We start from the raw sequence: 21,782 nt of genomic DNA, 5'->3' as shown, positions 1-21,782 counted from the left end.
GAGAAATCCGGCTGTCGGCGGCGAGGAGGGTGGGGGTGGTGAGGGCGTGGCGGACGGACCTCGGGTGCCTGCGGCCCCGACGAGGAGGAGGCCGGCGACGAGGACGGGCGGGTGAGGGACCTCGGGCGGGGTCCACGGCGCCGGGACGATCTCGACCGGCGGGTCGCCGGGCAGCGAGACGGGGTCGGTGCAGATGCCGGTGGTGAGGTCGCAGTAGCCCCACTGGTTGCGCGCCGGGGCCTCGCCACTGGCAGCGGCCGACGTCGCCCCGGCCTCGACGGCGGTCATGGTCACCGTGATGCTCCGGAACTGCTCGACCGCCCCCACGTACACCCGGCCCGTGGCCGCGCAGTCCACCCGGAACGAGGTGTTCAGCGCGCCGGTCACCGTGATCTGGCAGGTGCCGTCGTAGTTCACCCAGCTCGGGTGCGACTGGATCCACGCGTACATCGGGATGGCCGAGTCGTGGAGCCCGGGCGTGCCGGCCTCGACGCTGCCGATGACGCCGTCCCCGTTCGCGGGCGGCGGGGGCGGCGGGGCGGGGACGCTGACCGTCGTGCTCACGGCCGCGCCGTTGCCGACGCCGCTCGTCGCCTGGACGCTCACGGTCAGCGCCCCACCGCCCGTGCACAGCGGCTGGCCCGCGCAGGCGATGGCGAGGGTCGTCGAGGTGCCGGAGACCGTCGTCGAGCCGGAGACCCCGCCGCCCGACCAGCTGGCGACGTAACCCGTCACGGGCGAGCCGTTCTCCGGGGCAGCGGACCAGCCCACGGCCACCTGTACCTGCGACGCGTCCCGGCCGGTGACGCTCGCGCCGAGCCCACTGACGGTGCCGGGCACGTTCGCCACGACCACCTCGTTCGACGCCGCGGAGACCGCCGTCGTCGACCCGAGCTGGGTCTCCACCTCGAAGCGGTAGGCCCCGCCGGGCGTGAGACCGGTGAGCACGACGTCGCGCGCCGAGCCGTCCGCCGTCGTCCCGCCGCCACCGAGCGGCCGCACGACGTACCGGTCGGCCCCCGAGGTCGCCCCGGTCCAGGTGACGCGGACCGAGCCGTCCGGCTGCGCGGAGGCGCTGACGCCCCCGGCCGGGGTGGCCGGGTCCGGGGCGGCCGGCGGGCAGTCCGCCGTCGTCACGGAGGCGGACGCGGCCCCCTCGGCACCGCCCGCGTGGTGGGCGGTCACCGTGACGGTGAGCGTCCGCCCGCAGGCGACGTCGGCGAGGACGGCGGAGGTCGCGCCGCCGCCGGCGGTGACGGCGGTGCCGTCCGAGGCGGCGACGGTGTAGCTCGCGGGCCGGTCCTGGGGTGCCGTCCACGCGACGCCGACGTCCCCGCCGGCCTGCGGCTGGGCGCTCACGGCCGACGGCGCGGGGTTGCGCGGGCAGTCGGCGGTGCGCACGGTGGTGCTCGCCGAGCCCTCGCTGGCGTCGGCATGGGTCGCGGTGACGGTCACCGTGAGGGTGCGCTCGCAGGTGAGGCCGGTGAGGGTCGCGGAGGTCTCGCTGCCGCGGGCGGAGACACGCGAGCCGTCGGAGGCGGTGACCGCGTACCGCGCCGGGCGCTGCTCGGGCGGCGTCCAGCTGACGGTGACCGAGCCGTTGCCCTCGAGGCGCGCGGAGACCGCCGACGGCGCGGGGTCCGGCGGACGGGGCTGCTCGCAGTCCGCCGTCGTCACGGTGTCGGTGCCGACGCCGGGCTGCCCGCCCGCGTAGTGCGCCTCGACGCGCACGGTGAGGTCGCGGCCGCACTCGAGGCCGGTGAGCGTGGCGGAGGCCTCCGTGGCCGGGACTGTGACACTCGCGCCGCCGTCGGACGCGGCGACGACGAAGGACTGCGGCTGGTCGACCGGCTGCGCCCACGTGACGAGGACGCTCGCGTCCGCCTGGACCCGTGCGCGGACGTCGCCGGGCACGCGGTCGGAGGGGTCGCCGGGATCGTCGGTGGACGGGCCGTCGGTCGGCGTGCCGCCGTCCGTGGGGCTGCCGTCGGTCGGAGTGCCGTCGGTGGGGCCGCCGTCGGTGGGCGAGCCGTCGCCGGGGCCGGTCGTCCCGTCGCTCGGGTCGTCGGTCGAGCCGTTGCTCGGGTCGTCGGTCGAGCCGTTGCTCGGGTCGTCGCCGGGCTCGCTCGCGTCGTCGGTCGGCCCGCCCGGCGGGCGGGGCGCGGTGGCGCCGCTGTCCGGCGTCCGGTCCGCCGGCGAGGTGGGACGCTGCGAGGGGCGGCCGTCCGCCCCCGTCGTCCGCTCCTCGGAGTCGCGCTGCGTGGGCCGCTCCTCGGCCGCGCTCCCGGGCCCGGGCGCGGGCGGCACCGGTCCCTGCTGCCCACCGCCGACGCCCACCCCTCCGGGCCGCTGCGGCGCGGGCCGCGTGGCGTCCTGGACGGGGACGTCGGCGGCGGAGATGTCGACGGTCGACGTCGTCCCGTCGGCCTGGACGATGACGATCCGCCCGTCCGACGGGGTGCGGACGATGAGGCGTCCGTCGTCGACGACGAGCTCGGGGTCCCCGCCGCCGGGGACGATGATGTCCTCCGCGGCACGCGCGCCCGTCCGGTCGAGGACGACGACGCGCCCGTCCCCCGGGCACGGCACGTAGACGAGCTCGGTGAAGACCTCCGGCGCGCCCGGCCGGCGGCAGCCGATCTCCGACACCTCGACGGCGAGCGCCTCCCGGCCGGCCAGCATGACGACGAGCCCGGACTCGGGCACGGACGCCGGGGCGAGGTCGGCTGGCGAGCTCGGCGCCGGCAGGACGCTGCCCTCGAGAGCGGCGACGCTCACCGCGAGGTCCGCGCCGCTGCCCACCTGGACCACGACGCCGCCGTCGGGGGCGAAGACGGTCGCTCCGGCGTCGTGCGGGAGGAGGCGGGTCTGCGGGCCGGCACCGGTGACGGGGCGGTCGGTGCCCACGCCCCACGTGCCGCCGCGGGCGTCGAAGGTGAGCGAGCGCAGCTGCCCGTCGGTGGTGGTGAGCCAGACCTCCCCGGTGTCGTCGATGACGGCGTCGGCGAGGTCGTCGGTGCGGTAGGGGCGGCCGAGGTCCGCGAGGGTGAGGGGGTCGACGGCGCGCACGGTGCCCGGGGACAGGTCGACGACGACGACCATCCCGCCGCCGAGCAGCACCTTGGTGTCCTGCCCGTCCAGGCCGCGGGTGCCGGAGGCGATGAGGGAGGTGAGGTCGATGGACGTGACGGTGCCGGTGGCGAGGTCGGTGACGACGAGGTGCCCGTCGCGCTGGGCGACGTCGAGCTCGCTGCCCGGCCCACCGACGACCAGGCGGCGCTCGGCCTGCCCGGTCGCGGGATTGATCTGGACGATGCGGCCGTCCTCGTCGGGCAGCCAGGTCTGGCCGTCGGACATGTCGATGACCGTGCTCGCGACGCCGTTGCCGACGAGCGCCCCGACGACGAGGACCGCACCGGCCGCTGCGACACCGGCCTCGACGACGCCGCGCTCACCGCGGGCACCGCGCGTCAGGCGGCGCCACGCGTCGGCGATCCTCCCCATCACGACTCCCCCTCGGCAGCGCTCGCGGACAGCACGTGGACGACGTGGCTGGTCCCACCGCTGACGAGCAGCCCCCGTCCGGGCCCCGTGAGGGCCTCGTGGCTGTTCATCGGGACCTGTGCGGAGATGAGCGTACCGTCGCCCATCTCGGGCCCGAGCAGGATCCCACGTCGTGACCTGCGCACCGTCGCGACCAGGCCGAGGATGTGCTGGCGGGAACGGGCCTCGTCGGGGTCCGCGACGACGACGACGGCGGTGCGCGTGGCGGGCGCCTGGAGGGTCACCTCGGTGAGGGCCTCGACGGCGGCGCGCTCGGTCCCGTTGGCCTCCCAGGCGCGCTCCCACTCGTGGACGTCGTCGACGAGGAGGAGCCGCCACCCGGCATCGCCCGGCGCCGTGAGCCCCGCCGTCCGGGCCCACTCGGCCACGGCCTCCGGGCTGTCGAGGACGACGTCGGCGACCTCGGCCGGGAGCAGCGGCTCGCCCGCCGTCGCGACCGGCTGGGACGCGCGCGGCCCGACGAGGACGAGCTCCGCGGGCGGCTGCCCCGAGCGGCGCACGAGCTGCGCGAGGCCGGCGAGGAGGCCGGTGCGCCCGGAGCGGGCCCGGCCGGTGACGAGCAGCGGCCCGGCGAGGAGCGGCAGCCCGACGGCGGAGACGAGGTTCTCCTCCACGCCGAGGACGACGTCGTCGGCGGTCGGCGCCGGCAGCAGGTGCTGCGGGAGCAGGGTGGGCATGGCCGGAACGGGCACGCGGGGCGCCTCGGCGAAGCGGTCGGCGACGACGGCGGCCAGCGCGTCGAGGCGCGCGGCCTGGGCGGGGGTGCCGGGAGCGCCGACGGTGGCGACCTGGACCTCGTCCTTGCCGGCGAGGCCGCGGCCGGGGGCGGAATCGGCGTCGAGGACGTCGCCGGGGACGCCGAGCATCGCGTAGTCGTCCGCCACGGTCATCCGCAGGACGAGCCGCTGGCCGAAGGCGGCCTGGAGCTGGCTGGGCAGGCCGGTGCGCTGGGGTGCGGTGGCGGTGACGTGGACGCCGCAGCGGCGGCCCTCCTGGAGGATCGTGACGAGCTGCTCGCCGTGCTGGCGGCGCAGGGCGCCCCCGCCCTCGAGGGCCTCCATGACGGCCGGGAGGTTGTCGACGAGGAGGTGGATGCGGCGCATCGGCTCACCGACGGCGGCGAGGGCGTCGACGTCGGCGACGCCGTGGGCGGCGAGCACCGAGCCGCGGTGCTCGACGGTCTGGTGGAGCATCCGGACGAGCCGCAGCATCCGCTCGAGCTGCTGGACGGTGACGACGGAGCCGACGGAGGGCAGCCGCTCGAGGGAGGACAGTCCGCCGCCGCCGGCGTCGACGGCGTAGACGCAGGGCGGGGCGGGCTCGTCGGCACCGGTGACGGTGGCGGCGAGGGTGCGCAGCAGCTCGGTCTTGCCGGAGCCGGAGGCGCCGAAGACGAGGAGGTGGCCGGCGCGGGCGAAGTCGACGACCCACGGCACCTGCTCCTGCTCGGCGGGCCGGTCGACCATGCCGAGGAGGGCCTGCCCGGCGCCGACCGTGGCGCGGGTGCCGCTCTCCTCGCCGAGGAGGAAGACGCCGGGGGCCGTGCAGGCGAGCTCGACGACGGGCGGCATCGCCGGCACCCACGGCCGCTTGGGAGCGGGGCGCCCGGAGCGGCGGAAGGCCGTCGTCGTCGTCTGGACGATGCGCTCGAGGTCGGTGAGCTCGTGGACGGCGGCGGCCTGCGCCGTCGTCGTCCGCTCCAGGCGCCGCGCGGTGAAGGGGGCGACCGTCACCCGCTCGCGCTGCTCGGCCGCCTCCTCGCGCGCGCCCACCCAGGCGACCTGGACGAGCTCGCGGGTACCGTGCCCGGTGCGGCGCAGCCACGCGCGGCCGGGGGTGCGGCGGGAGATGTGGGCGGCGTCGGGCGCGTCGATGACGTCGACGGAGTCGTCCGGCGAGGCGACCCGGAGCGCGATCCGCAGGTCCGTGTTCGCCTTGATCTGCGGGGTGACGACGCCGGCGGGACGCTGCGTGGCGAGGAGCATGTGCATGCCGAGGGAGCGGCCGCGCTGGGCGATGGAGACCATGCCGTCGACGAACTCGGGCACCTCGGCGAGCAGCGCGGCGAACTCGTCGACGCAGATGAGCATCGACGGCGGCGCGACCTCCGGGTGGGTGGCCTCCAGGGCCACGAGGTCCTTGGCCCCGTACTCGCCCAGGAGCCGCTCCCGCGCGCTGAGCTCGGCGTGCATCGACACGAGCGCCCGCTGGACGAGAGCCGGGGTGAGGTCGGTGATGTAGCCGACCGTGTGCGGCAGCTCGGCGCACTCCCGGAAGGCGGCGCCGCCCTTGTAGTCGACGAGGAGGAAGTTGATCCGCGACGGCGGGTTGTTGAGCGCCAGGGAGCTGATGAGCGACTGGAGCAGCTCGCTCTTGCCTGCGCCGGTCGTGCCGGCGACGAGGCCGTGCGGCCCGTCCTCGCGCAGGTCGATCGTCACGACGCCGTCGGCGCCGGCGCCGAGCTGGGCCCGCAGCCCGCGCCCGGCGGACCAGCGGGTGAGGACGGCGTCGACGTCGTCGAGGGAGGCGAGGTCCGCCGCGAGCTCGGGCAGGCGCACCTGCTGCGGGACGAGCGCCTCGGCCGCGACGGTGGCCGCCTCGTCCTGGTAGCCGGACAGGGCGCGGGCGGTGCGCCAAGCCCCGGCGAGGTCGAGCTCGTCGACGCTCGTCAGCTCGGCGACGCCGCCGCGGTCGCGGACCTTGACGGCGGAGTCGGCGAGGTCGACGACGAGCCCGGTCGCGGCGGGGACCTCCTCGATGCGCTCCCCCAGCCACAGGAGGCGCAGGCGGCGCTCGGGGTCGGCGGCGACGGCGGCGAGGCGCTCCACGGCGCGGCGCGGCAGGCCGGCGTGCTCGTCGACGACGAGCAGCGTGTGGGAGGAGGGGGCGTCGACGGTGAGGAGGTCCTCGAGGAGCACCTGCCCCTCCCCCGGCCCGACGGCGACGCACGGGCCGCCGCCGCTGCGCTTCGCCGCGTGGGGCAGCCAGCGCAGCCACGACTCCATGCCCGCGCGGCCGCTGCCGAGCGCGGCCGCGACGGTGAGGTCCGTGGGCGAGTGCGTGACGCCGAGCCGGACGAGCACCGCCCGGGCCCAGGCGTCGGTGCGCTCGGCCGGGCCGGTGACGGCGATGAGGGCGTGGTCGGCGAAGCGCACCGGGACGGGCATGTCGGGCAGGGTGGCGCGCGTGGCGACGGCGGCGGTGAGCTCGGCGCGCAGGGTGCGGTCACCGCTCGTCACGGCCTTGGCCTGGACGAGCGAGGGGCGCGGGCCGCGGCCGGCGCGGACCTGGAGGAAGTCGGCGTCGTCGGCCTGCCGCACCCACACGCGGTGGTGCCGGGACGTGGCGCGGTCGCGGACGACGTCGAGGTCCGGGTCGTCGTCCTCGGCGTGCTCGCGCTGGGCGGCCGCGGCGGTGTCCATCGCGGCGAGGACGCTCGTGACGTCCTGCCGCCACAGCCGGGCCTCGGCGGTGTGCTCCTTGCGGGCCTGGCGCTTCTGGACGACGTGGTTGGCGACCATCATGAGCGGGAAGCCGACCATGAAGACGAGCGAGATCGCGCTGCGGGTGGTGGCGAACATCGCCCCGCCCATGAGTGCGGGCATGAGCATCATCGGCCACGGGAAGGGGCTGTGGCGGGGCGAGGCCGGCGGGCTGGGGACGTCGAGCTCGGCGGGCACCACCTGCTCCCCGAAGCGCGGCGGGCGCAGGACGCCGCGCTCGCGCCCGGCCGCGGCGCCCTCCCGGAGGGCGAGGACGGTGCCGCCGACCTCGACGTGCTGCCCCCACTCCAGGGGCGTGGGCGCGGTGACCGGGCGACCGCCCACGCGGGTGCCGTGCGCGGAGCCGGCGTCGGTGACGAGCGGGGTGCCGGAGAGCATGACGCGGGCGTGCTCGCGGCTGACGAGCGGGTCGCTGAGGCGGATGCCGGCGCCGGCGCCGCGGCCGATCGTCACGACGTCGCCGGTGACAGGGACCTGGAGGCCGGCGTCCGGGCCGGTGAGGACGTGGGCGACGGCGCGGGGTCGGGCGCTCGTCGCGGGCCGGGTGAGCCAGTCCTCGGTGACCGAGGAGACGGTGAGGACGTCGCCGTCACGCAGACCCGCGTCGGCGAGGCGGCGCGAGGCGGGCCAGGGGCGGCCGTCGGTCGTCGGCGCGAGGAGGAGGCGGGAGTGGTCGCCGCCGAGGTGGGCGCCCAGGCGGGTCGCGAGGTCCGCGACGGAGCCGTCCGCCTCCGCCTCGACGACGACGTCGACCGGGGAGAGCCTGCTCTCCGTGCTCGGCAGCACGCTCAGACGCCACATGCTCGCGAACCTCCGTCCGGGCCACGACCGTCGTGACCACCTAGGACGAACCTAGGGACGGGGCCCGCCGCGAGCCAGGGCGCGGGGGGTGGAAACTTCCGCCATCTCGCCCGTGGATGAGGTGCTCGTCCGCCCGCCCGGCGGCGGGGAGTTGCTGAGACACTGGCGGCATGCAGAAGAACCTCCTGGGTCCCGACCCCACGTACCTGCCCGACGACCACCCCGACATGGCCGCCCGCGCCGCCGTCGAGCGGGGCGACGACCCCCGTGACGTCGCCGCCCGTCTGCCCGCGTCGAGCTATGCCTGGGCGGTGCTCGCCCGCGAGTCGCTCGACGAGAAGGACCCGGTCGCGGCCTACGCCTACGCCCGCACCGGCTACCACCGCGGCCTGGACGCGCTGCGCCGCGCCGGGTGGAAGGGGCAGGGGCCGATCCCGGCCGACCACGTCCCCAACCAGGGCTTCCTCGGCGCCCTCGAGGCGCTGGCCGAGGCTGCCGCCGCCATCGGAGAGGACGACGAGGCCGAGCGCTGCCGCAGCTTCCTCGCGGAGGCCGCAGCCTGACACCACGCCTGACGAACCGGGCCGCCGACACCGGCGGTCCGGTTCGTCCGTTCTGACGTGAGGAATACCCCTTTCGCCGCTTTTGGTCACCCATTCCCAAAACGGCTCGCGTGCGTCATGATCATCTGCGAGCGTGCGCGCGGAACGGCCCGCGTCGCATGCCAAGCGCGGTCTCCCCCGCCGCGCGGCCCTGTCCTCCACGCAGGTGAAAGGCACACGCATGCGTTCCTCCTCCGTCCGCGCGCTCGTCGTGGGCGCGGTCCTCGCGCTCACCGCCCCGCTCGGGTCGGGCGCCGCCGCGCTCGCGCCCGCCGGCGCAGCGCTTCTCCCCGCCGCCACCTCCCTCCCTGCCGGGCCGGCCGTGAGCAGCACGAGCGCGCCGACCACCGCGGGCAACACCTTCCACCTCGCCGACAACGGCCTGCGCCGCACCGCCCAGGTCCTCACCTTCGGCCGGCCGGGCGACGAGGTGCTCGTCGGGGACTGGGACGGCGACGGTACCGACACCCTCGCGGTGCGGCGGGGCGCCGTCGTCCACGTCTCCAACTCCCTGCGTGGCGGGCACGCCGACACCGCCGTCACCTACGGCCGCCCGGGCGACGAGCTCCTCGTCGGGGACTGGGACGGGGACGGCACCGACACCCTCGCCGTGCGCCGCGGCAACCAGTACCTCATCGCGAACTCGATGCGTTCGGGCGCCGCCGACGTCGTGCTGCGCTTCGGCCGCGCGGACGACGCGATCGTCGTCGGCGACTGGGACGGCGACGGCAAGGACACCCTGGCCGTGCGCCGCGGGGCCCACTACCTCATCAACACGACGATGACGTCGGGGCCCGCGAGCGCCGTCGTCTGCTACGGGCGCGACCGCGACGACGTGTACGTCGGGGACTGGGACGGCTCGGGCGAGGACGCGCTCGCCGTGCGCCGCGGGGCGCGCTACCACCTGGCCCACGCGCTCCGCAACGGTCCGGCCGACCGGAACGTCGCCTACGGGCGGCCCGGCGACGTCACCCTCGTGGGTGACTGGGACGGCGACGGCACCGACTCCCTCGCCGTCCGCCGCAGCTCCGGCACCCCGACCGCGCCGGTGCCGGGCGGGCCGGACGGACCGGTCGTCGTCCCCGGCGACCCGGACGGGCCCACCGACCCGGTCGACCCCGAGCAGCCCGAGCCCACCTTCGACGAGCCGCTGGCGATCCCGCCGCTGGCCGACTCCGTCGTCGACGAGGACGGCACCCGCGTCTTCCAGCTCACCGCCCAGGCCGGGACCACGTCCTTCCGCGAGGGCGTCGAGACGGACACCTGGGGCTTCAACGGGGACTTCCTCGGCCCCACCCTGCGTGCGCGCCGCGGCGAGCAGGTGGCCGTCGAGGTGACCAACACGCTCGGGGAGGCCACGAGCGTCCACTGGCACGGGATGCACCTGCCGCCGGAGATGGACGGCGGCCCGCACCAGGAGGTCGAGCCCGGCGGCACGTGGCGGCCCACCTGGCTCGTCGACCAGGCCGCCGCGACGCTCTGGTACCACCCCCACCCGCACGGGCTCACGGAGAAGCACGTCTACCTCGGGATGTCCGGCATGTTCATCCTCGACGACGATGCCGCTGACGCCGCGGGCCTGCCCGGCGAGTACGGCGTCGACGACATCCCCGTCATCGTCCAGGACAAGTCCTTCACCGCGGACGGCCAGCTCACCATGGAGTCCAAGGTCCCCAGCGGCGTCATCGGCGAGGCGCTCATGGTCAACGGCACGATCGGCGCGGTCCAGGAGGTGACGACCGAGCGGGTGCGGCTGCGGCTGCTCAACGGCTCCACCCTGCGCAGCTACAACTTCGGCTTCGACGACGACCGCTCCTTCCAGCTCGTCGCCTCCGACGGCGGCCTGCTCCCGGCCCCGCACGAGACCAACCGTGTCCAGCTCTCGCCCGGTGAGCGGGCGGAGATCGTCGTCGAGCTGGAGCCGGGCTCGGACACGATGCTGCGCTCCTACCCGCAGCGGCTCGGCGACATCGCCGACCCGCAGGGCTACGGCGCCCTCGACACCCTCGACATCCTGCGCCTGGAGGCCGCCGACGAGCTCGCACCCTCCGCCGTCGTCGCCGACGACTTCTCCGACGAGGAGCGCCTCGACGAGGCCGACGCCACCACGGAACGCACCTTCGTCATGAAAGGGCTGGCCCTCAACGGTCAGCGGATGGACATGAACCGCATCGACGAGGTCGTCACCGTCGGGACGACCGAGGTGTGGGTGGTGCGCAACGAGGACCCGATGCCGCACAACTTCCACATCCACGACGTCCAGTTCGAGGTGCTCTCCGTCGACGGCGCACCGCCGCCGCCGGAGCTCTCCGGGCGCAAGGACACGATCTACACCGAGCCGGGCCGCGAGTACCGCCTCATCATGCGCTTCGAGCACTACGCCAACCCCGAGGTGCCGTACATGTACCACTGCCACCTCCTGCGCCACGAGGACTTCGGACTCATGGGCCAGTTCGTCGTCGTCGATCCGGGGACCGAGCCGCCGACGGAGATCTCCGGGCCGGGTCACGACCACCACGGCTGACCTGCCGCTCGTTGCGCACCGGAACGGTCCGGTCCCCGTCGTGGGGACCGGACCCTTCGGCGTGCGGGGTGGTCAGCTGGACGCGCGCTCCTGGTCGTCGGCCTGCTGGGAGAGGATCTGCGCGTTCTCCTGCAGGGCGCGGACGACGTTCTGGAGGGCGGGGACGTACTGGCCGGTCCAGTCGCTGCGGAAGCGCTGGGCGTCCGGGCCGTACCAGGGGGTGGCCTCGAGGTGCTGGGTGAGGCGGGCGGTCAGCTGGTTGATGGTGTCCGAGTCGCCGTTCATCACGCGAACGAGGTCGCGAGCGGCGTTGATGTCCATCCCGTAGAGCGTTCCGGTGCTCATCTGAGTAGTCCTTTCGTGGAGTGCTGCTGTGGTGGGTTGTCAGGTCGTGCGGGTGGTGCTGTGTCGTGCTGGTCGTGCGGTCAGGTGCCGGCCTGGTCGAGCAGCTCCTCTCCCCCGTCGGAGTCCTCCGAGCCGCGGGCGCGCAGGGCGCCGAGTCCCGCCGCACCGAGGCCGGCGAGCCCGAGCGGTGCGGCCAGTGCGGCCGGGTTGAGCGAGCTGTCCTCAGTGAGGGCGCCCGCGGCGCCGAGTGCCGCGAGTCCTCCCCCGCCGGCCCCCGCGGCTGCCACCGGGGTGGCGCGGACCGTGGGGTCGCCGGAGGTGGAGCCGGCGTCGAGCCGGCTGGTGGAGCCGAGGAGGCCGGAGCCGGACGGCGAACCGGCGCCGCCGGTGCCGGTGCCCGAACCGGCGCCTCCGCCTGAGCCCCCGCCGGTGCCGCCGGCGCCGATGCCCGAACCGGTGGCTCCGCCCGAGCCCGCGCCGGTGGTGCCGCCCGAGGAGCCGCCGCCCAGCAGACCGGAGCCGCCGATGCCGCCGCCGACGCTGCCGGTGGAGCCACCGCCGCCAGGGCCGGAGCCCTCCCCCGGGGCGGCCGTGCCACCACCGGTGCCCGAGCCGCCACCCAGCCCAGCGGTACCGCCGCCGAACGTCGTGCCGCCACCGCCCGAGCCGCCGGTGCCCGCGCCGCCGCCAACGGCTCCTGAGGAGCCGCCCAGTCCGGGCAGGCCGCCTCCGAGCGCCGCGCCGGCACCGATCACCCCGCCGACGGCACCGGCAGCCGACCCCACGGGAAGCGCGGCCGGGACCGAGACAGTGGGCGAGCTGCTCACCGGTGCTGTGCTGACGGGACCGAAGGACGACGTCGTCCTCGTCTGCGGCGCGATGCCGGCCGCGGACGTCCCGGACGAGCCGGTCCCCCCGCCCCAGCTCACGGTCACGCCCGACGGGGTGGTGACCTGGCCGCCGGCGCCGGTGGCCGCCGTCTTGCCCAGCGAGCTCGTCGTGCCGCCGATGCTGATCGGGATGACGACGACGGCGCCGTCCCCGACCGAGACAGTCGGCATGTGCGCGTTCGTCACCGCGGTGTCCGGCCCGGTGAGGGACGGGGCGTTGACCGCGGAGCTCGTCGGCAGCTGCGGCGGCACGTAGGCCGAGGCGGGGATGGCGACCCGCGGGGAGTCCTCGCTCACCGCCTTCTGCAGCGCCGAGGCCATGCGGAGCACCTTGGCGAAGTTCTCCAGAGCCTCGCCGGTGGCCTCGACCCACGGGATGACCGTGGCCTCGAGGTAGGCGGCGTAGCCGGCGGCCCAGCCGGTCCACGACATCGCCTTGAGCGCGCGGACCAGGATCTTGAGCGCCATCGCGACCTTCTTCGCGTAGTCGGCGCCGTCCTGGGCTTTCTGTGCCATTTTGTCGAGGCCGCTGACATCTGCTCCCTGGAACATTTTTGACCTCCTTCCTGAATTCTCGTCCGGTTGTTGTCGATGACGTTAGCGGGGCTATTTCGGCCGGCGCCAGCGCCGAGGGGGTGGAATGTTCCGCCGCGTCAGCGGCTGACCTCGTCCTGCATGTCGGCGCGGCGGTGCAGCTCGCGGGCGTTCTCGCTCAGCGACTGCGTCGCGGCCTCGAGCTCGGGGCGCAGCGCCCCGTCCCAGTCCTGCTTGAAGCGCTTGGCCGCGGGCCCGATCCAGGCGACGGAGTCGAGCATCGCGGAGACGTTGCCGACCATCGCGCCGAGGTCCTGGGCGTTCGCGTCCATCTGGCGGGAGCTCTCCCGCGCATAGGTCGAGTCAATTCCGGAAAAGCGAGAGGCGTCGTGGCCCATGACATTCTCCTCGTGGTTTCGGTATCGGTTCTTCCCGATACCGAGACACTAGGAGTGCAGTGCCGATGAATTCCACCCGAGGTGGGGTGGAAACTTCCGCCTGTTCTGCCGGCGGGTCTACTGCTCGAGGAGCCGCGCGGGGTTGAGACCGTCACCGCTGGCCTGGGCGGCCAGCACGAGGTCGAGGTCCTCGGTGGTCACGAGCCGCACCTCGGCGGCCCGGCGCCCGACGGCGAAGCGCACGTTCTGCACGCGGCCGGCGGTCGCGGTGAAAGGGTCGTCCGCGGGGCCGAAGGCGAGGCGGGCGACGGCGCGGATCGCGTCGTCCACACGTTGGGCCCGCTCGAGGTTCCACGCGTGCCCGCGCAGCGCGAGGACACGCTCGTAGATCTCCCGGTTCGAGGCCGGGCGCGGGTAGTCGTCGGCACCGGTGAGCCACGGCTCGGCGAGCGCGAGGGCCACGTACCACTCCCGGGAGAAGCGCTCGAGCTGCGGCGCCCGGGTGGTCGCGTCACCGTCGGGGTCGCCGGCCGGCGCCAGGCTCTCGCCGTCGCCGGGCGCGGTAGGCCGCACCTCCTCGACGTCGAGGACGATGACGAGGTCGGTGAAGCCGCCGTCCACCTCGCGCCCCCGGAGCAGGAGGATCTGGTTCTCCCCCTCGTCGAGGAGCGCCCCCATGCCCTGGGACAGGGCCACGCGCCGCGCGCCGCCGGGTGCGTCGAAGAGGCTGGACAGCTGCGCCGTCGTCGAGCCGTGCCAGCGCAGGCGGACGACCTCGTCGCCCACCGTCACCTCCCCGACGACGCGGGAGACGTGGGAGGCCGCACGCGGCAGGGCGAGGGTCGTCGTGCGCAGCTGGCCCTCGACGTCGTCGGTGAGCCCGCCCTCGGGGGCGCGGCCCACGAGCAGGCGGTCCCCGCTCCCCAGCACGACGGGCGGCACACCGGCGCCCCTGATCCGCACGCGCAGCATCCTTGCGTCCTCCTCGGTCGGTGGTCCCAGGGTAGGGGTCAGGGGATGGGCGGGGCGGCGTCGTCGTCCAGCATGTCGAGGCCGCTCTTGAGGAGGACGACGGGGGTGAGGATCGTGCCCACGACCGGGCCGGCCACACCGGTCGCATCGAAGATCTCCGCGAAGTTCTCCTCCACGCGGGCGCCGTAGGTGGTTCCCTCCATCGCCTTGTTGACGCCGGCGCCGATCAGCGAGCCGAAGCCCCAGGCACCGGTCACCGCCGCGCCGGTGCCCGTGGCGACGATGCCACGGGACACGAGGGCGGTCACGGTGAGCGGGACCCCGTTCTGGACGACCGCCACAGCGTCTCCCTCCGCGGCGCCCCGGACGAGCCCGTGGGCGCCGACGGCGGTGCCGAGCACCCCGAGCAGCGCGCCACCGTGCCGCTCCAGCGGGGAGGCGAAGTCCTCGGCGAGGTTCCACGCACGGTTGAAGGTCTCGAGGCTGCGCCACGCGTCCGGGTGGGCCGCCATCGCGCGCGCCACCTGCGCCGTGTTCGCGGCCAGCACGAGCAGGTCTCGTTGAGTGTTCAGCCGAGCCTGCAGGTCGTCGGTGGCCGACGACGTCGCTCCCGTCGCGCTGCTGGCCCGCTCCTGGTCGGCGGCCTGCTCGAGGACCTCCGCGGCGGCCCGGTTGAGCGCCGCGCTCACCTGGCTCAGCTGCGGGGAGTACTCGGACTCCCAGGCCGCCCGGAAGCCGGCGGCGTCCGGGCCGTTCCAGCGGACGTCGTAGACGCGGTGGGTGAGACGGATGTTGGCACTCAGCAGCTCGTGCGCGGCGTCGGCCAGCTGCCGGGCGCTGGCGCGCAGGGCCTCAACGTCTGCGCCGTGTGTGACGGACATGACACCTCCCGTTGGGGTAGGTGCTCATCGTGGGGCGGCGGGCACGCCGGCGGACAGCCCCGAGGGGGTGGAAGGTTCCGGAAAACGAGCAGGGTGTCCCTCGCCACACTTCGCCGTGCGCGCACATTCCGCGGACATGCGAAAGGCCCCCATCCACTCGGGATGGGGGCCTTTCCTGTGTAGCCCCGACCGGATTCGAACCGGCGCCGCCGCCTTGAGAGGGCGGTGTCCTAGGCCGCTAGACGACGGGGCCTCTAGCATTTTCAACCTGGCTGAGTTTACCGGATCTCTCCGCCTCACTCAAACCGCTGGGGTACCAGGACTCGAACCTAGACTAACTGGACCAGAACCAGTCGTGCTGCCAATTACACCATACCCCATGGGGGTATTCCGTCCGCTCCTGCGAACGTCCTACCGGGCGGTAACACTACCCTGCTCCGCGGGCGAGGATCAAAGCCGGGAGCGGTGGGCGTGGTCACACCCCTCGGTAGGTCCCGACGGTCCAGAGGTTCCCGTCCCGGTCCCGCACGCCGAAGGTGTGGGAGCCGTACTCGGTGTCGTGGAGGGCCTCGGTCACCTCGAGGTCCGCATCCTCCTGGGCCCGGGCCCAGACGGCGTCGACCGTCGCGGCCTCGGCGGCGACGACGTACACGCCCGTCGGTCCGAGGGCTCCCCAGTCCCCCGCCTTGCCCCGGCTCCCGAACATGACGCCACCCCCGTCGGGCCAGCGCGCCTCGGCGTGGGCCACGGTGCCGTCGTCGTCGCGGTAGAGGGCGGTGACGACGAAGCCGAGGACCTCGGTGAGGACGCGGACCCCGGCGTCGACGTCGGTGAAGCCGACGCTCGGCCACACGGTGGGGACGGGGGCGGGCAGGGTGTTCTCGTCGGTGCTCATGACACCGATCGTGCGCCCGGGGACCGGGCCGCGTCTTGGACGAATGGGAGCTCCTCGCGCACCCAGGTGGTCATGCTCGCTCCCGTGAGGGCGCGCCACTCGCGGGCGAGGTGCGCCTGGTCCGCGTAGCCGGTCTCGACGGCGACGTCCGCCAGCGGCCGGCGGGCGCGGAGCAGCCGCTGGGCGTGCTCGAAGCGGGCCACCCGAGCCGCCTCCTTCGGGGTGAGTCCCGTCGCGCGGCGGAGCTGCTCCCCGAGGTGGCGGCGGCCCCACCCCACCGCGGCGGCGACGTCGACGACGGGCAGGCGGCCCTCGCTCGCGAGGATGAGTCGCCACGCCTCGCCGACCTCGGCCGGTGCCGCCCACCCCGCGCCCCACCGTGAGCTGGCCAGCCGGTGGAGCAGTGCCTCGTCGAGGAGGCGGAAGCGGGCGGGCCAGTGTGGCGTGCTGGCCATCCGCTCGACGAGCCGCGCGGCGTCGGGTCCGAGGATCTCCTCCAGGCCGACGGCGCGGTCCCGCAGCTCCCCCGCGGGGACCCCGAGGAGCACGCGGGCGCCGAGCGGGTTGAGCGCGTACTGCACGCCCTCCTGGGGGCGGCTCGCGTCGATGAGCGCGGGCACCGTGTGGAGCCCCCCGACCACGCCGTGGGCGCGGACCGCCTCCCCCAGGCCGCGCACGGTGAGCGGGCCGAGGAGCTCGACGACGAGCGTGAGGTGGCGCGAGGGCAGCCCCCGGTGGACCCCCACCGGGTAGGCCGGGGCCCGGTAGCCCACCGCCGTCGCGACCAGGGGCCGCAGCGGTGCGGGGACGGTGTGCGGCACGAGCGCGGACACGCCTCCATGGTCCTCCCGCACCGGGCCGGGGCCAAGGGCTCAGGCCGTCTCGAGCAGCCCGCGGTCGAGGGCACAGAGCACCGCCCGCGTCCGGTCCCGCACGCCGAGCCTGTCGGCGAGCGCGCAGAGGTGGTTCTCCGCGGCGCCCGCAGCGGGGTGGAGCGCCCCGGCGACCGGCTGGCACGCCACGTCGCGTGACGCGGAGGAGGCGAGGGCTCAGACGCCCGCCGCCAGGGCGGTGGCGATGATGTCCTGCCGGTCGGCGAGGAGCGCCTGGGCGGCCGTCTGCCCGGTCGCCGCGAGATAGGCGTCGACGAGCCGGTTGCCCGCCGCGTACCCGGCGCCGGTGGGCAGCCCCACCGGCTCCCCGCCGAAGCGGGCGGCGTGCGCGTCGCCGAGCACCCAGGCGGTGAAGTTCTCCATGCCGGTGACGTCGAGGCCGGTGAGGACCTTGGCGACGGCGGCGTCGTCGTCCAGCACGGCGCGGCCGACGAGCGCGTAGCCGAGGTCGCCGTAGAGCTGGCGGGCGAAGGCGTCGGCCAGCCCCTCGGAGACGACGTGCTCGCCGACCGTCACCGTGGCCGGGTCCCACACCCGGTTGGCGTAGCGGAGGTTGTGGTGGAGCTCGTGGACGGCGATCGCCTCGACCTGGGCGAGGACCTCGTCAATGGGCCAGACGTTGATCCAGAGGTAGCCGGTGACGCTGCCGTTGGCGCTCATGCCGCGGCCGGCGCCCATGAAGAGCTCGTCGTCCGGGTTGCCGAGAACGAGGAGGACGACGATCTCGTCCGGCACGGTGATGCCGGGGGTGGCGTCGAGCTGGATGGTGAGCGCGTGGTCGAGGGCGCTGCCGATGCGCGCCCACACGTCGGCACCGGCCAGGCGGTCGAGGGCCGGGAGGTAGCGCTGGTCGTCCCGGTCGAGGCGGAAGCCGTTGCCGAGGTGGTGCATGTCGACGACGTCGACCTCCCTCGGGAAGTACCGGTACATGCCGGCGGCCTGGTCGAGGAGCGGGCGGACGAGGTCGGCACGGTCGGCGACCGGTGCGGTGAGGACGCGCCTCATGGTGGCGTGGCTGTCGAGGACGGTGAAGGTCATGGTCGGTGACGCTAGGGCCTCACGTCGCGGGAGGGTCAACGCTTTTCGCCGCGCTCTTCCGCCGCGGCCGCGCGACGAGGACCATGGGGCGATGAGCAGCGACGATGCCCCCGTCCCGGACCTGCCTCGGATCGGCCGGCCGGCCACCAACGCCCTGCACGAGCAGGGCGTGACCTCGCTCGACCAGGTGGCCGCCATGTCGGAGCGCGAGCTCCTCGCGCTCCACGGCGTCGGCCCGCGCGCGGTCCGCCTGCTGCGCGAGGCGCTGGCCGAGCAGGGGCGCGCCCGGGCGCCGTAGCGGTCCGCGGCGCCCCGGACCCGCCGCGCCCCGGCCCCCCGCGCCTCGGACCCGTCGCCGGGAGAGCTCAGCTCGCGAACCGTGGGTGCACGGGCCGGGCGTGCGCGAGGATGGCCGGGTCACTGACGACCCGACCGTGAGGAGCACGATGCCGCCCGCATCATTCGGCTGGACGGCCTACGGCACGCCCCTGCACGACGACGGGGCGGTGCCCGGCGGACGGGACGGGCGGCTCGAGCTCGCCGACGTCGGCCGGCTCGCGCGCCGCGCGGCCCGCGGGCTGGTCGGCGTCGCGCGCGCGGAGGAGCGCGAGACGCTGTCGAGCCTGCTGCACGCGCACCTCGCCGCCCCGGTGGAGGAGCTCGACGTCGTCGAGGAGGGCCGGCCCGCCTACGAGCACGTCAACGTGCAGGCAGGTCTGGACGCCTGGCTCGCCGCGGACCACCGCAGCCACCGCCTCGTCGGCATCGTCGGCTACCAGCACCGGCCGTTCGGTCTCGCGGAGCTGCTCGAGGGGATCGGCGGCATGCACGACCCCTACGGCCCGCGGCCGGGGAACGTCTCGCGCGTCAACCTGCCGAGCGGGCCGGGCGGGCAGGTCGCGTCGTGCGTGCGGTGCGGGCTCTACCTCGTGGACGACGGCGGGAGCCCGCTGGCCGTGCTGCTGCGCGGGGCGGACCCGGAGTCCGGCGTCACCACGGTGACGGTCGAGATCACCGGCCCGGACGCCGCGACGGTGGCGGCAGCGGCCCGCGACATCCAGGAGCTCGCGACGACGCACAACGTCTTCCGCGGTCAGGTGCTGTCCTTCGACCACGAGATCTTCGGGCACGGCGGGACCCTCCTCCAGTTCCACGAGCGTCCTGCCGTGGGCAACGAGGACGTCATCCTGCCGGCCGCGGCCGCCGAGGCCATCCGGCGGCAGGTCGTCGAGGTGGCTCGCCACAAGGAGCGGCTGCTGTCCGCCGGCCAGCACCTCAAGCGTGGGCTGCTCCTGTACGGGCCGCCGGGAGTGGGCAAGACGCACACCGTGCGGCACCTCATCAGCAGCCTCACCGGCACGACGGTCATCCAGCTGACCGGCGGGGCCCTGTCCCTCATCAGCGAGGCGTGCTCGGTGGCGCGGGCGCTGCAGCCGGCGATGGTCGTCGTGGAGGACGTCGATCTCATCGCCGAGGACCGTGACCTGCACTCCGGTGCCCACCCCCTGCTCTTCCAGCTCCTCGGGGAGATGGACGGCCTGGCCGAGGACGCCGACGTCGTCTTCGTGCTCACCACCAACCGGGCGGACCTGCTGGAGCCCGCGCTCGCCGCTCGCCCGGGCCGCGTGGACCAGGCGGTGGAGCTCCCGCTTCCCGACGGCGAGGCCCGGCGACGGCTGTTCGAGCTCTACTCCGGGACGCTGCTGCTGGACCGGTCCAACCTCGACTCCGTGGTCGAGCGCACCGAGGGGGTCACGGCGTCCTTCGTCAAGGAGCTGCTCAGACGGGCGGCACTGTTCGCGGCGGAACGCGGCTCCGGGGACGGTGACGGTGACGGTGACGGGGGCCTGGCCGTCTCGGCCGAGGACCTCGACGCCGCGCTCTCCGAGCTGCTCGACACCCGCAACGCGATGACGCGGGTGGTGCTTGGCGGCGCCGGGAACGTCACGCGGGAGGACTGACCGGCCGAGGGCACACCTGTCCCCTCGGCCTCCGGCTACGGGTCGGCGGTGATGAGCCAGCCGTGGCGGTCGCGGAACCACCACGTGCCCTCGGACCGGGTGATGGTGATCTCGTGGGCGTGGACCCAGTCGTGGTGGTGCCAGCACAGGAGCACCCCGTGCTCGACGTCGGTGCCTCCGAGGTGCTGGGCCCACCACAGCGAGTGGTGGATCTCGCCGAAGCCGGGTGGCTCGTCGCAGCCGGGGTACTGGCAGTGCTTGTCCCTCGCGATGACGGCGCGGACCTGGTTGGCGGGGAAGATCCGCTTCTCGCGGCCGGCGTCGAGGATGGTCGAGACGGCCCCGAAGACCACCCGGGAGATCTGGGACTCGCAGGCGAGCCGGGCCAGCACCGCGGGTGGGATCGGGGTGCCGTCCTCGAGGGTGGGCGGCTCGAGGCCACGGACCTGCTCGTAGTCGATGGCGGTGGAGATGACGTGGTCGTCACCGGACTCCCACCGCTCGAGCCAGCGGCGGGTCTCCTCCGAGGCGGTGAAGAGCGGGACCTGGCCCTCCGGGGCCGGCGCCTCGAGGTCGCGCGGGCCACCGGTGGCGGTGAGTGCGGCCTGGCTCGGGGGGCCGAAGGTGGCTCCCGGGGCGTAGGGACGCCCGTCGGGGCCGACCCGCGGGATGGCCGACCCCATGGCCGCGGCGAGGGCCCGCAGGGTCTCGAGCGTGGTGGTGACGGTGAGGTGGGGCCGGATCCGTGCCGCGGCCCCCTGGATCCCGGCGTCCAGAGACTGGCTGGCCAGGGAGACGAGCGCTGCGGCGCGGCGCTGCGCCGGGGTGCGCTCGTCGCCCTTGCCCTTGCGGCCCGCGTGCGCCTGCAGCGCGGTGCCGACGATCTGGCCGGCGACCTCGTCCAGCCAGCCGCGGAGGTGGAAGCCGTCGGTGGTGCGGGAGAGCGTGAGCTCCTCCTTGCTCCCGGCCTCTCGCCACTCGCGGTCCGCGCCCTCCGGGTCTGCCGCGATCGTCCAGGCCCGGACGAGCTGGGTGAAGCTGCCTGCGTCCATCGCCGACGCCTGCTCGACGAGGAAGGCCTCCCCCAGGTCCGCGTCGGTGAGCTGGGTCCGCAGCTCCTGGGTGCGGACGGCCTCACGGACGAGCACGGCGACGTGGTCGGGACCGATGCGCCCCGCGGCCAGTGCTGCCCGGGTGAGCGGCAGGTGGTCGCGCAGCGCCCGTGACTCCCGGACCTGACGGGAGGCGCCTGCCGCGGTGGAACCGGTGCGCTGCCGCAACCAGGCGCTGAAGGTGCGTGAGCCCTGCAGCGCCCACAGGCCGTTGGCGTCGACGACGGTGAGCACCTGGGCGCGCAGGGCCGCGAGGTGCCGGGTGGCGCGCTCGATCTCGTCGAGCGCGTCGTGGGCGGCCTGGCCGGGGAGGTCGTGCCAGGGGACGGTGGTGAGGGCGGTGAGGGTGTCGGTGACGCCCGTCAGTGCGCCGACCGGGTCCGGCAGCGTGGCGGTGGCGCTGGCGCCGCCATCGCCAGCGGCCGTGGCGGTGGCGGTGGCGCCGCCATCGGCAGCGTTGGCTGTGGCTGTGGCTGTGGCTGTGGCTGTGGCTGTGGCTGTGGCTGTGGGCGCCATGACATGACGCTCGTCCCCATCCGGTCCAGGCTCCCAGCCCGACGGCGCATCAGGCGGCGTCTCTGCGGCCATCGCGCTCACCTCCCCGCTGGGAACCTCTTCCCCCCACGGTAGATCCGACCACTGACATCGCCCAGAGCCGGGCCCGGGAACAGGAGCGGCCACAAGCGCCCGCCGCGACGGCACCGTCCGCGAGCGTCCCGCGTGCCGTCATCGAACCCACCTCCAGCGGTGTCGTCCTCTTCCCCCCACGGTGGATCCGACCACTGACATCGGTCCGGCCCCGTACGTGTTGACAGCCGCACCCGCCCGGTGCCAAGATCTCGGCCACCCCCGGAAACGATTCCAACCCG

The 21,782-nt window shown here is 75.0% G+C and carries 18 protein-coding genes, 2 tRNA genes and 1 pseudogene; 7 read left to right on the top strand and 14 right to left on the bottom strand.

All coding sequences use genetic code 11. The features are described 5' to 3' along the window. Positions 1–226: 226 nt before the first annotated feature. From ACWPXV_RS14985 to ACWPXV_RS14975, 3 genes are all read left to right on the top strand, one after another. Entirely contained in the window at positions 227–412 is a 186-nt protein-coding gene (locus tag ACWPXV_RS14985) for a hypothetical protein (RefSeq protein WP_454085973.1), read from the top strand. Between the two features lie 66 nt (positions 413–478). Further along, positions 479–727 carry a hypothetical protein gene (locus ACWPXV_RS14980; RefSeq protein WP_454085972.1) on the top strand — a complete coding sequence of 83 codons (249 nt, stop codon included), beginning with the start codon at positions 479–481 and terminating at the stop codon, positions 725–727. Between the two features lie 213 nt (positions 728–940). Next, positions 941–1,288, top strand: coding sequence for a hypothetical protein (locus tag ACWPXV_RS14975; RefSeq protein WP_454085971.1), 348 nt, complete (start codon positions 941–943; stop codon positions 1,286–1,288). A 179-nt stretch (positions 1,289–1,467) separates the two neighbouring features. Here the strand turns inward: ACWPXV_RS14975 and ACWPXV_RS14970 are convergent. Then, positions 1,468–2,682 (bottom strand): annotated as a pseudogene (locus tag ACWPXV_RS14970) (fibronectin type III domain-containing protein); the annotation flags it as partial. Positions 2,683–3,503: 821 nt separating this feature from the next. Next, positions 3,504–7,868, bottom strand: a complete 4,365-nt coding sequence (locus tag ACWPXV_RS14965) for an FtsK/SpoIIIE domain-containing protein (protein WP_454085966.1) — start codon at positions 7,866–7,868, stop codon at positions 3,504–3,506. Positions 7,869–8,038: 170 nt separating this feature from the next. On the opposite strand from ACWPXV_RS14965, the gene ACWPXV_RS14960 reads away from it, so the two are divergent. Both ACWPXV_RS14960 and ACWPXV_RS14955 read left to right on the top strand, forming a co-directional pair. Beyond that, positions 8,039–8,431, top strand: coding sequence for a DUF3151 domain-containing protein (locus ACWPXV_RS14960; protein WP_454085965.1), 393 nt, complete (start codon positions 8,039–8,041; stop codon positions 8,429–8,431). A 220-nt stretch (positions 8,432–8,651) separates the two neighbouring features. Beyond that, complete coding sequence (locus ACWPXV_RS14955; RefSeq protein ID WP_454085964.1) at positions 8,652–10,994, top strand: multicopper oxidase family protein; 2,343 nt, start codon at positions 8,652–8,654, stop codon at positions 10,992–10,994. 72 nt (positions 10,995–11,066) lie between these two features. Here ACWPXV_RS14955 and ACWPXV_RS14950 read toward each other — a convergent pair whose 3' ends face one another. From ACWPXV_RS14950 to ACWPXV_RS14900, 11 genes are all read right to left on the bottom strand, one after another. Next, complete coding sequence (locus ACWPXV_RS14950; protein WP_454085963.1) at positions 11,067–11,339, bottom strand: hypothetical protein; 273 nt, start codon at positions 11,337–11,339, stop codon at positions 11,067–11,069. Between the two features lie 80 nt (positions 11,340–11,419). Continuing rightward, the gene (locus tag ACWPXV_RS14945) at positions 11,420–12,781 is read right to left on the bottom strand and encodes a hypothetical protein (RefSeq protein ID WP_454085962.1); all 1,362 of its coding nucleotides are present in this window, start codon (positions 12,779–12,781) and stop codon (positions 11,420–11,422) included. Between the two features lie 101 nt (positions 12,782–12,882). After that, positions 12,883–13,095, bottom strand: coding sequence for a WXG100 family type VII secretion target (locus ACWPXV_RS14940; protein WP_454085961.1), 213 nt, complete (start codon positions 13,093–13,095; stop codon positions 12,883–12,885). 183 nt (positions 13,096–13,278) lie between these two features. After that, on the bottom strand, positions 13,279–14,133 hold the full coding sequence (locus tag ACWPXV_RS14935; protein WP_454085960.1) for a hypothetical protein: 855 nt from the start codon (positions 14,131–14,133) through the stop codon (positions 13,279–13,281). A 38-nt stretch (positions 14,134–14,171) separates the two neighbouring features. Further along, positions 14,172–15,014: a hypothetical protein gene (locus ACWPXV_RS14930; protein WP_454085959.1), complete on the bottom strand. Its 843-nt coding sequence runs from the start codon at positions 15,012–15,014 to the stop codon at positions 14,172–14,174. Positions 15,015–15,194: 180 nt separating this feature from the next. Then, a tRNA-Glu gene (locus ACWPXV_RS14925) sits at positions 15,195–15,267 on the bottom strand. A gap of 55 nt (positions 15,268–15,322) precedes the next feature. Next, positions 15,323–15,394, bottom strand: a tRNA-Gln gene (locus ACWPXV_RS14920). 95 nt (positions 15,395–15,489) lie between these two features. Then, positions 15,490–15,909 (bottom strand): VOC family protein, encoded by a 420-nt coding sequence (locus ACWPXV_RS14915; protein ID WP_454085958.1) that lies wholly within the window; start codon positions 15,907–15,909, stop codon positions 15,490–15,492. Continuing rightward, complete coding sequence (locus ACWPXV_RS14910) at positions 15,906–16,742, bottom strand: helix-turn-helix domain-containing protein (RefSeq protein ID WP_454085957.1); 837 nt, start codon at positions 16,740–16,742, stop codon at positions 15,906–15,908. Before ACWPXV_RS14910 ends, ACWPXV_RS14915 begins: the two co-directional genes overlap by 4 nt. Positions 16,743–16,781: 39 nt before the next feature. Continuing rightward, positions 16,782–16,931 carry a hypothetical protein gene (locus ACWPXV_RS14905; RefSeq protein WP_454085956.1) on the bottom strand — a complete coding sequence of 50 codons (150 nt, stop codon included), beginning with the start codon at positions 16,929–16,931 and terminating at the stop codon, positions 16,782–16,784. A 27-nt stretch (positions 16,932–16,958) separates the two neighbouring features. Further along, on the bottom strand, positions 16,959–17,840 hold the full coding sequence (locus ACWPXV_RS14900) for a DUF2268 domain-containing protein (protein WP_454085955.1): 882 nt from the start codon (positions 17,838–17,840) through the stop codon (positions 16,959–16,961). A 91-nt stretch (positions 17,841–17,931) separates the two neighbouring features. On the opposite strand from ACWPXV_RS14900, the gene ACWPXV_RS14895 reads away from it, so the two are divergent. Next, the gene (locus ACWPXV_RS14895; protein WP_454085954.1) at positions 17,932–18,138 is read left to right on the top strand and encodes a helix-hairpin-helix domain-containing protein; all 207 of its coding nucleotides are present in this window, start codon (positions 17,932–17,934) and stop codon (positions 18,136–18,138) included. Positions 18,139–18,286: 148 nt separating this feature from the next. Then, a complete protein-coding gene (locus ACWPXV_RS14890) occupies positions 18,287–19,801 on the top strand; it encodes an AAA family ATPase (protein WP_454085953.1) in 1,515 nt (504 codons plus the stop codon). A 35-nt stretch (positions 19,802–19,836) separates the two neighbouring features. Here ACWPXV_RS14890 and ACWPXV_RS14885 read toward each other — a convergent pair whose 3' ends face one another. Continuing rightward, the gene (locus tag ACWPXV_RS14885) at positions 19,837–21,429 is read right to left on the bottom strand and encodes a DUF222 domain-containing protein (protein WP_454085952.1); all 1,593 of its coding nucleotides are present in this window, start codon (positions 21,427–21,429) and stop codon (positions 19,837–19,839) included. Positions 21,430–21,782: the final 353 nt, after the last annotated feature.

It is taken from the genome of Georgenia sp. Marseille-Q6866 (genome assembly GCF_965111665.1).
Note: the sequence above shows the minus strand (reverse complement) of the source record. Positions and strands in the feature narration are given on the sequence as shown.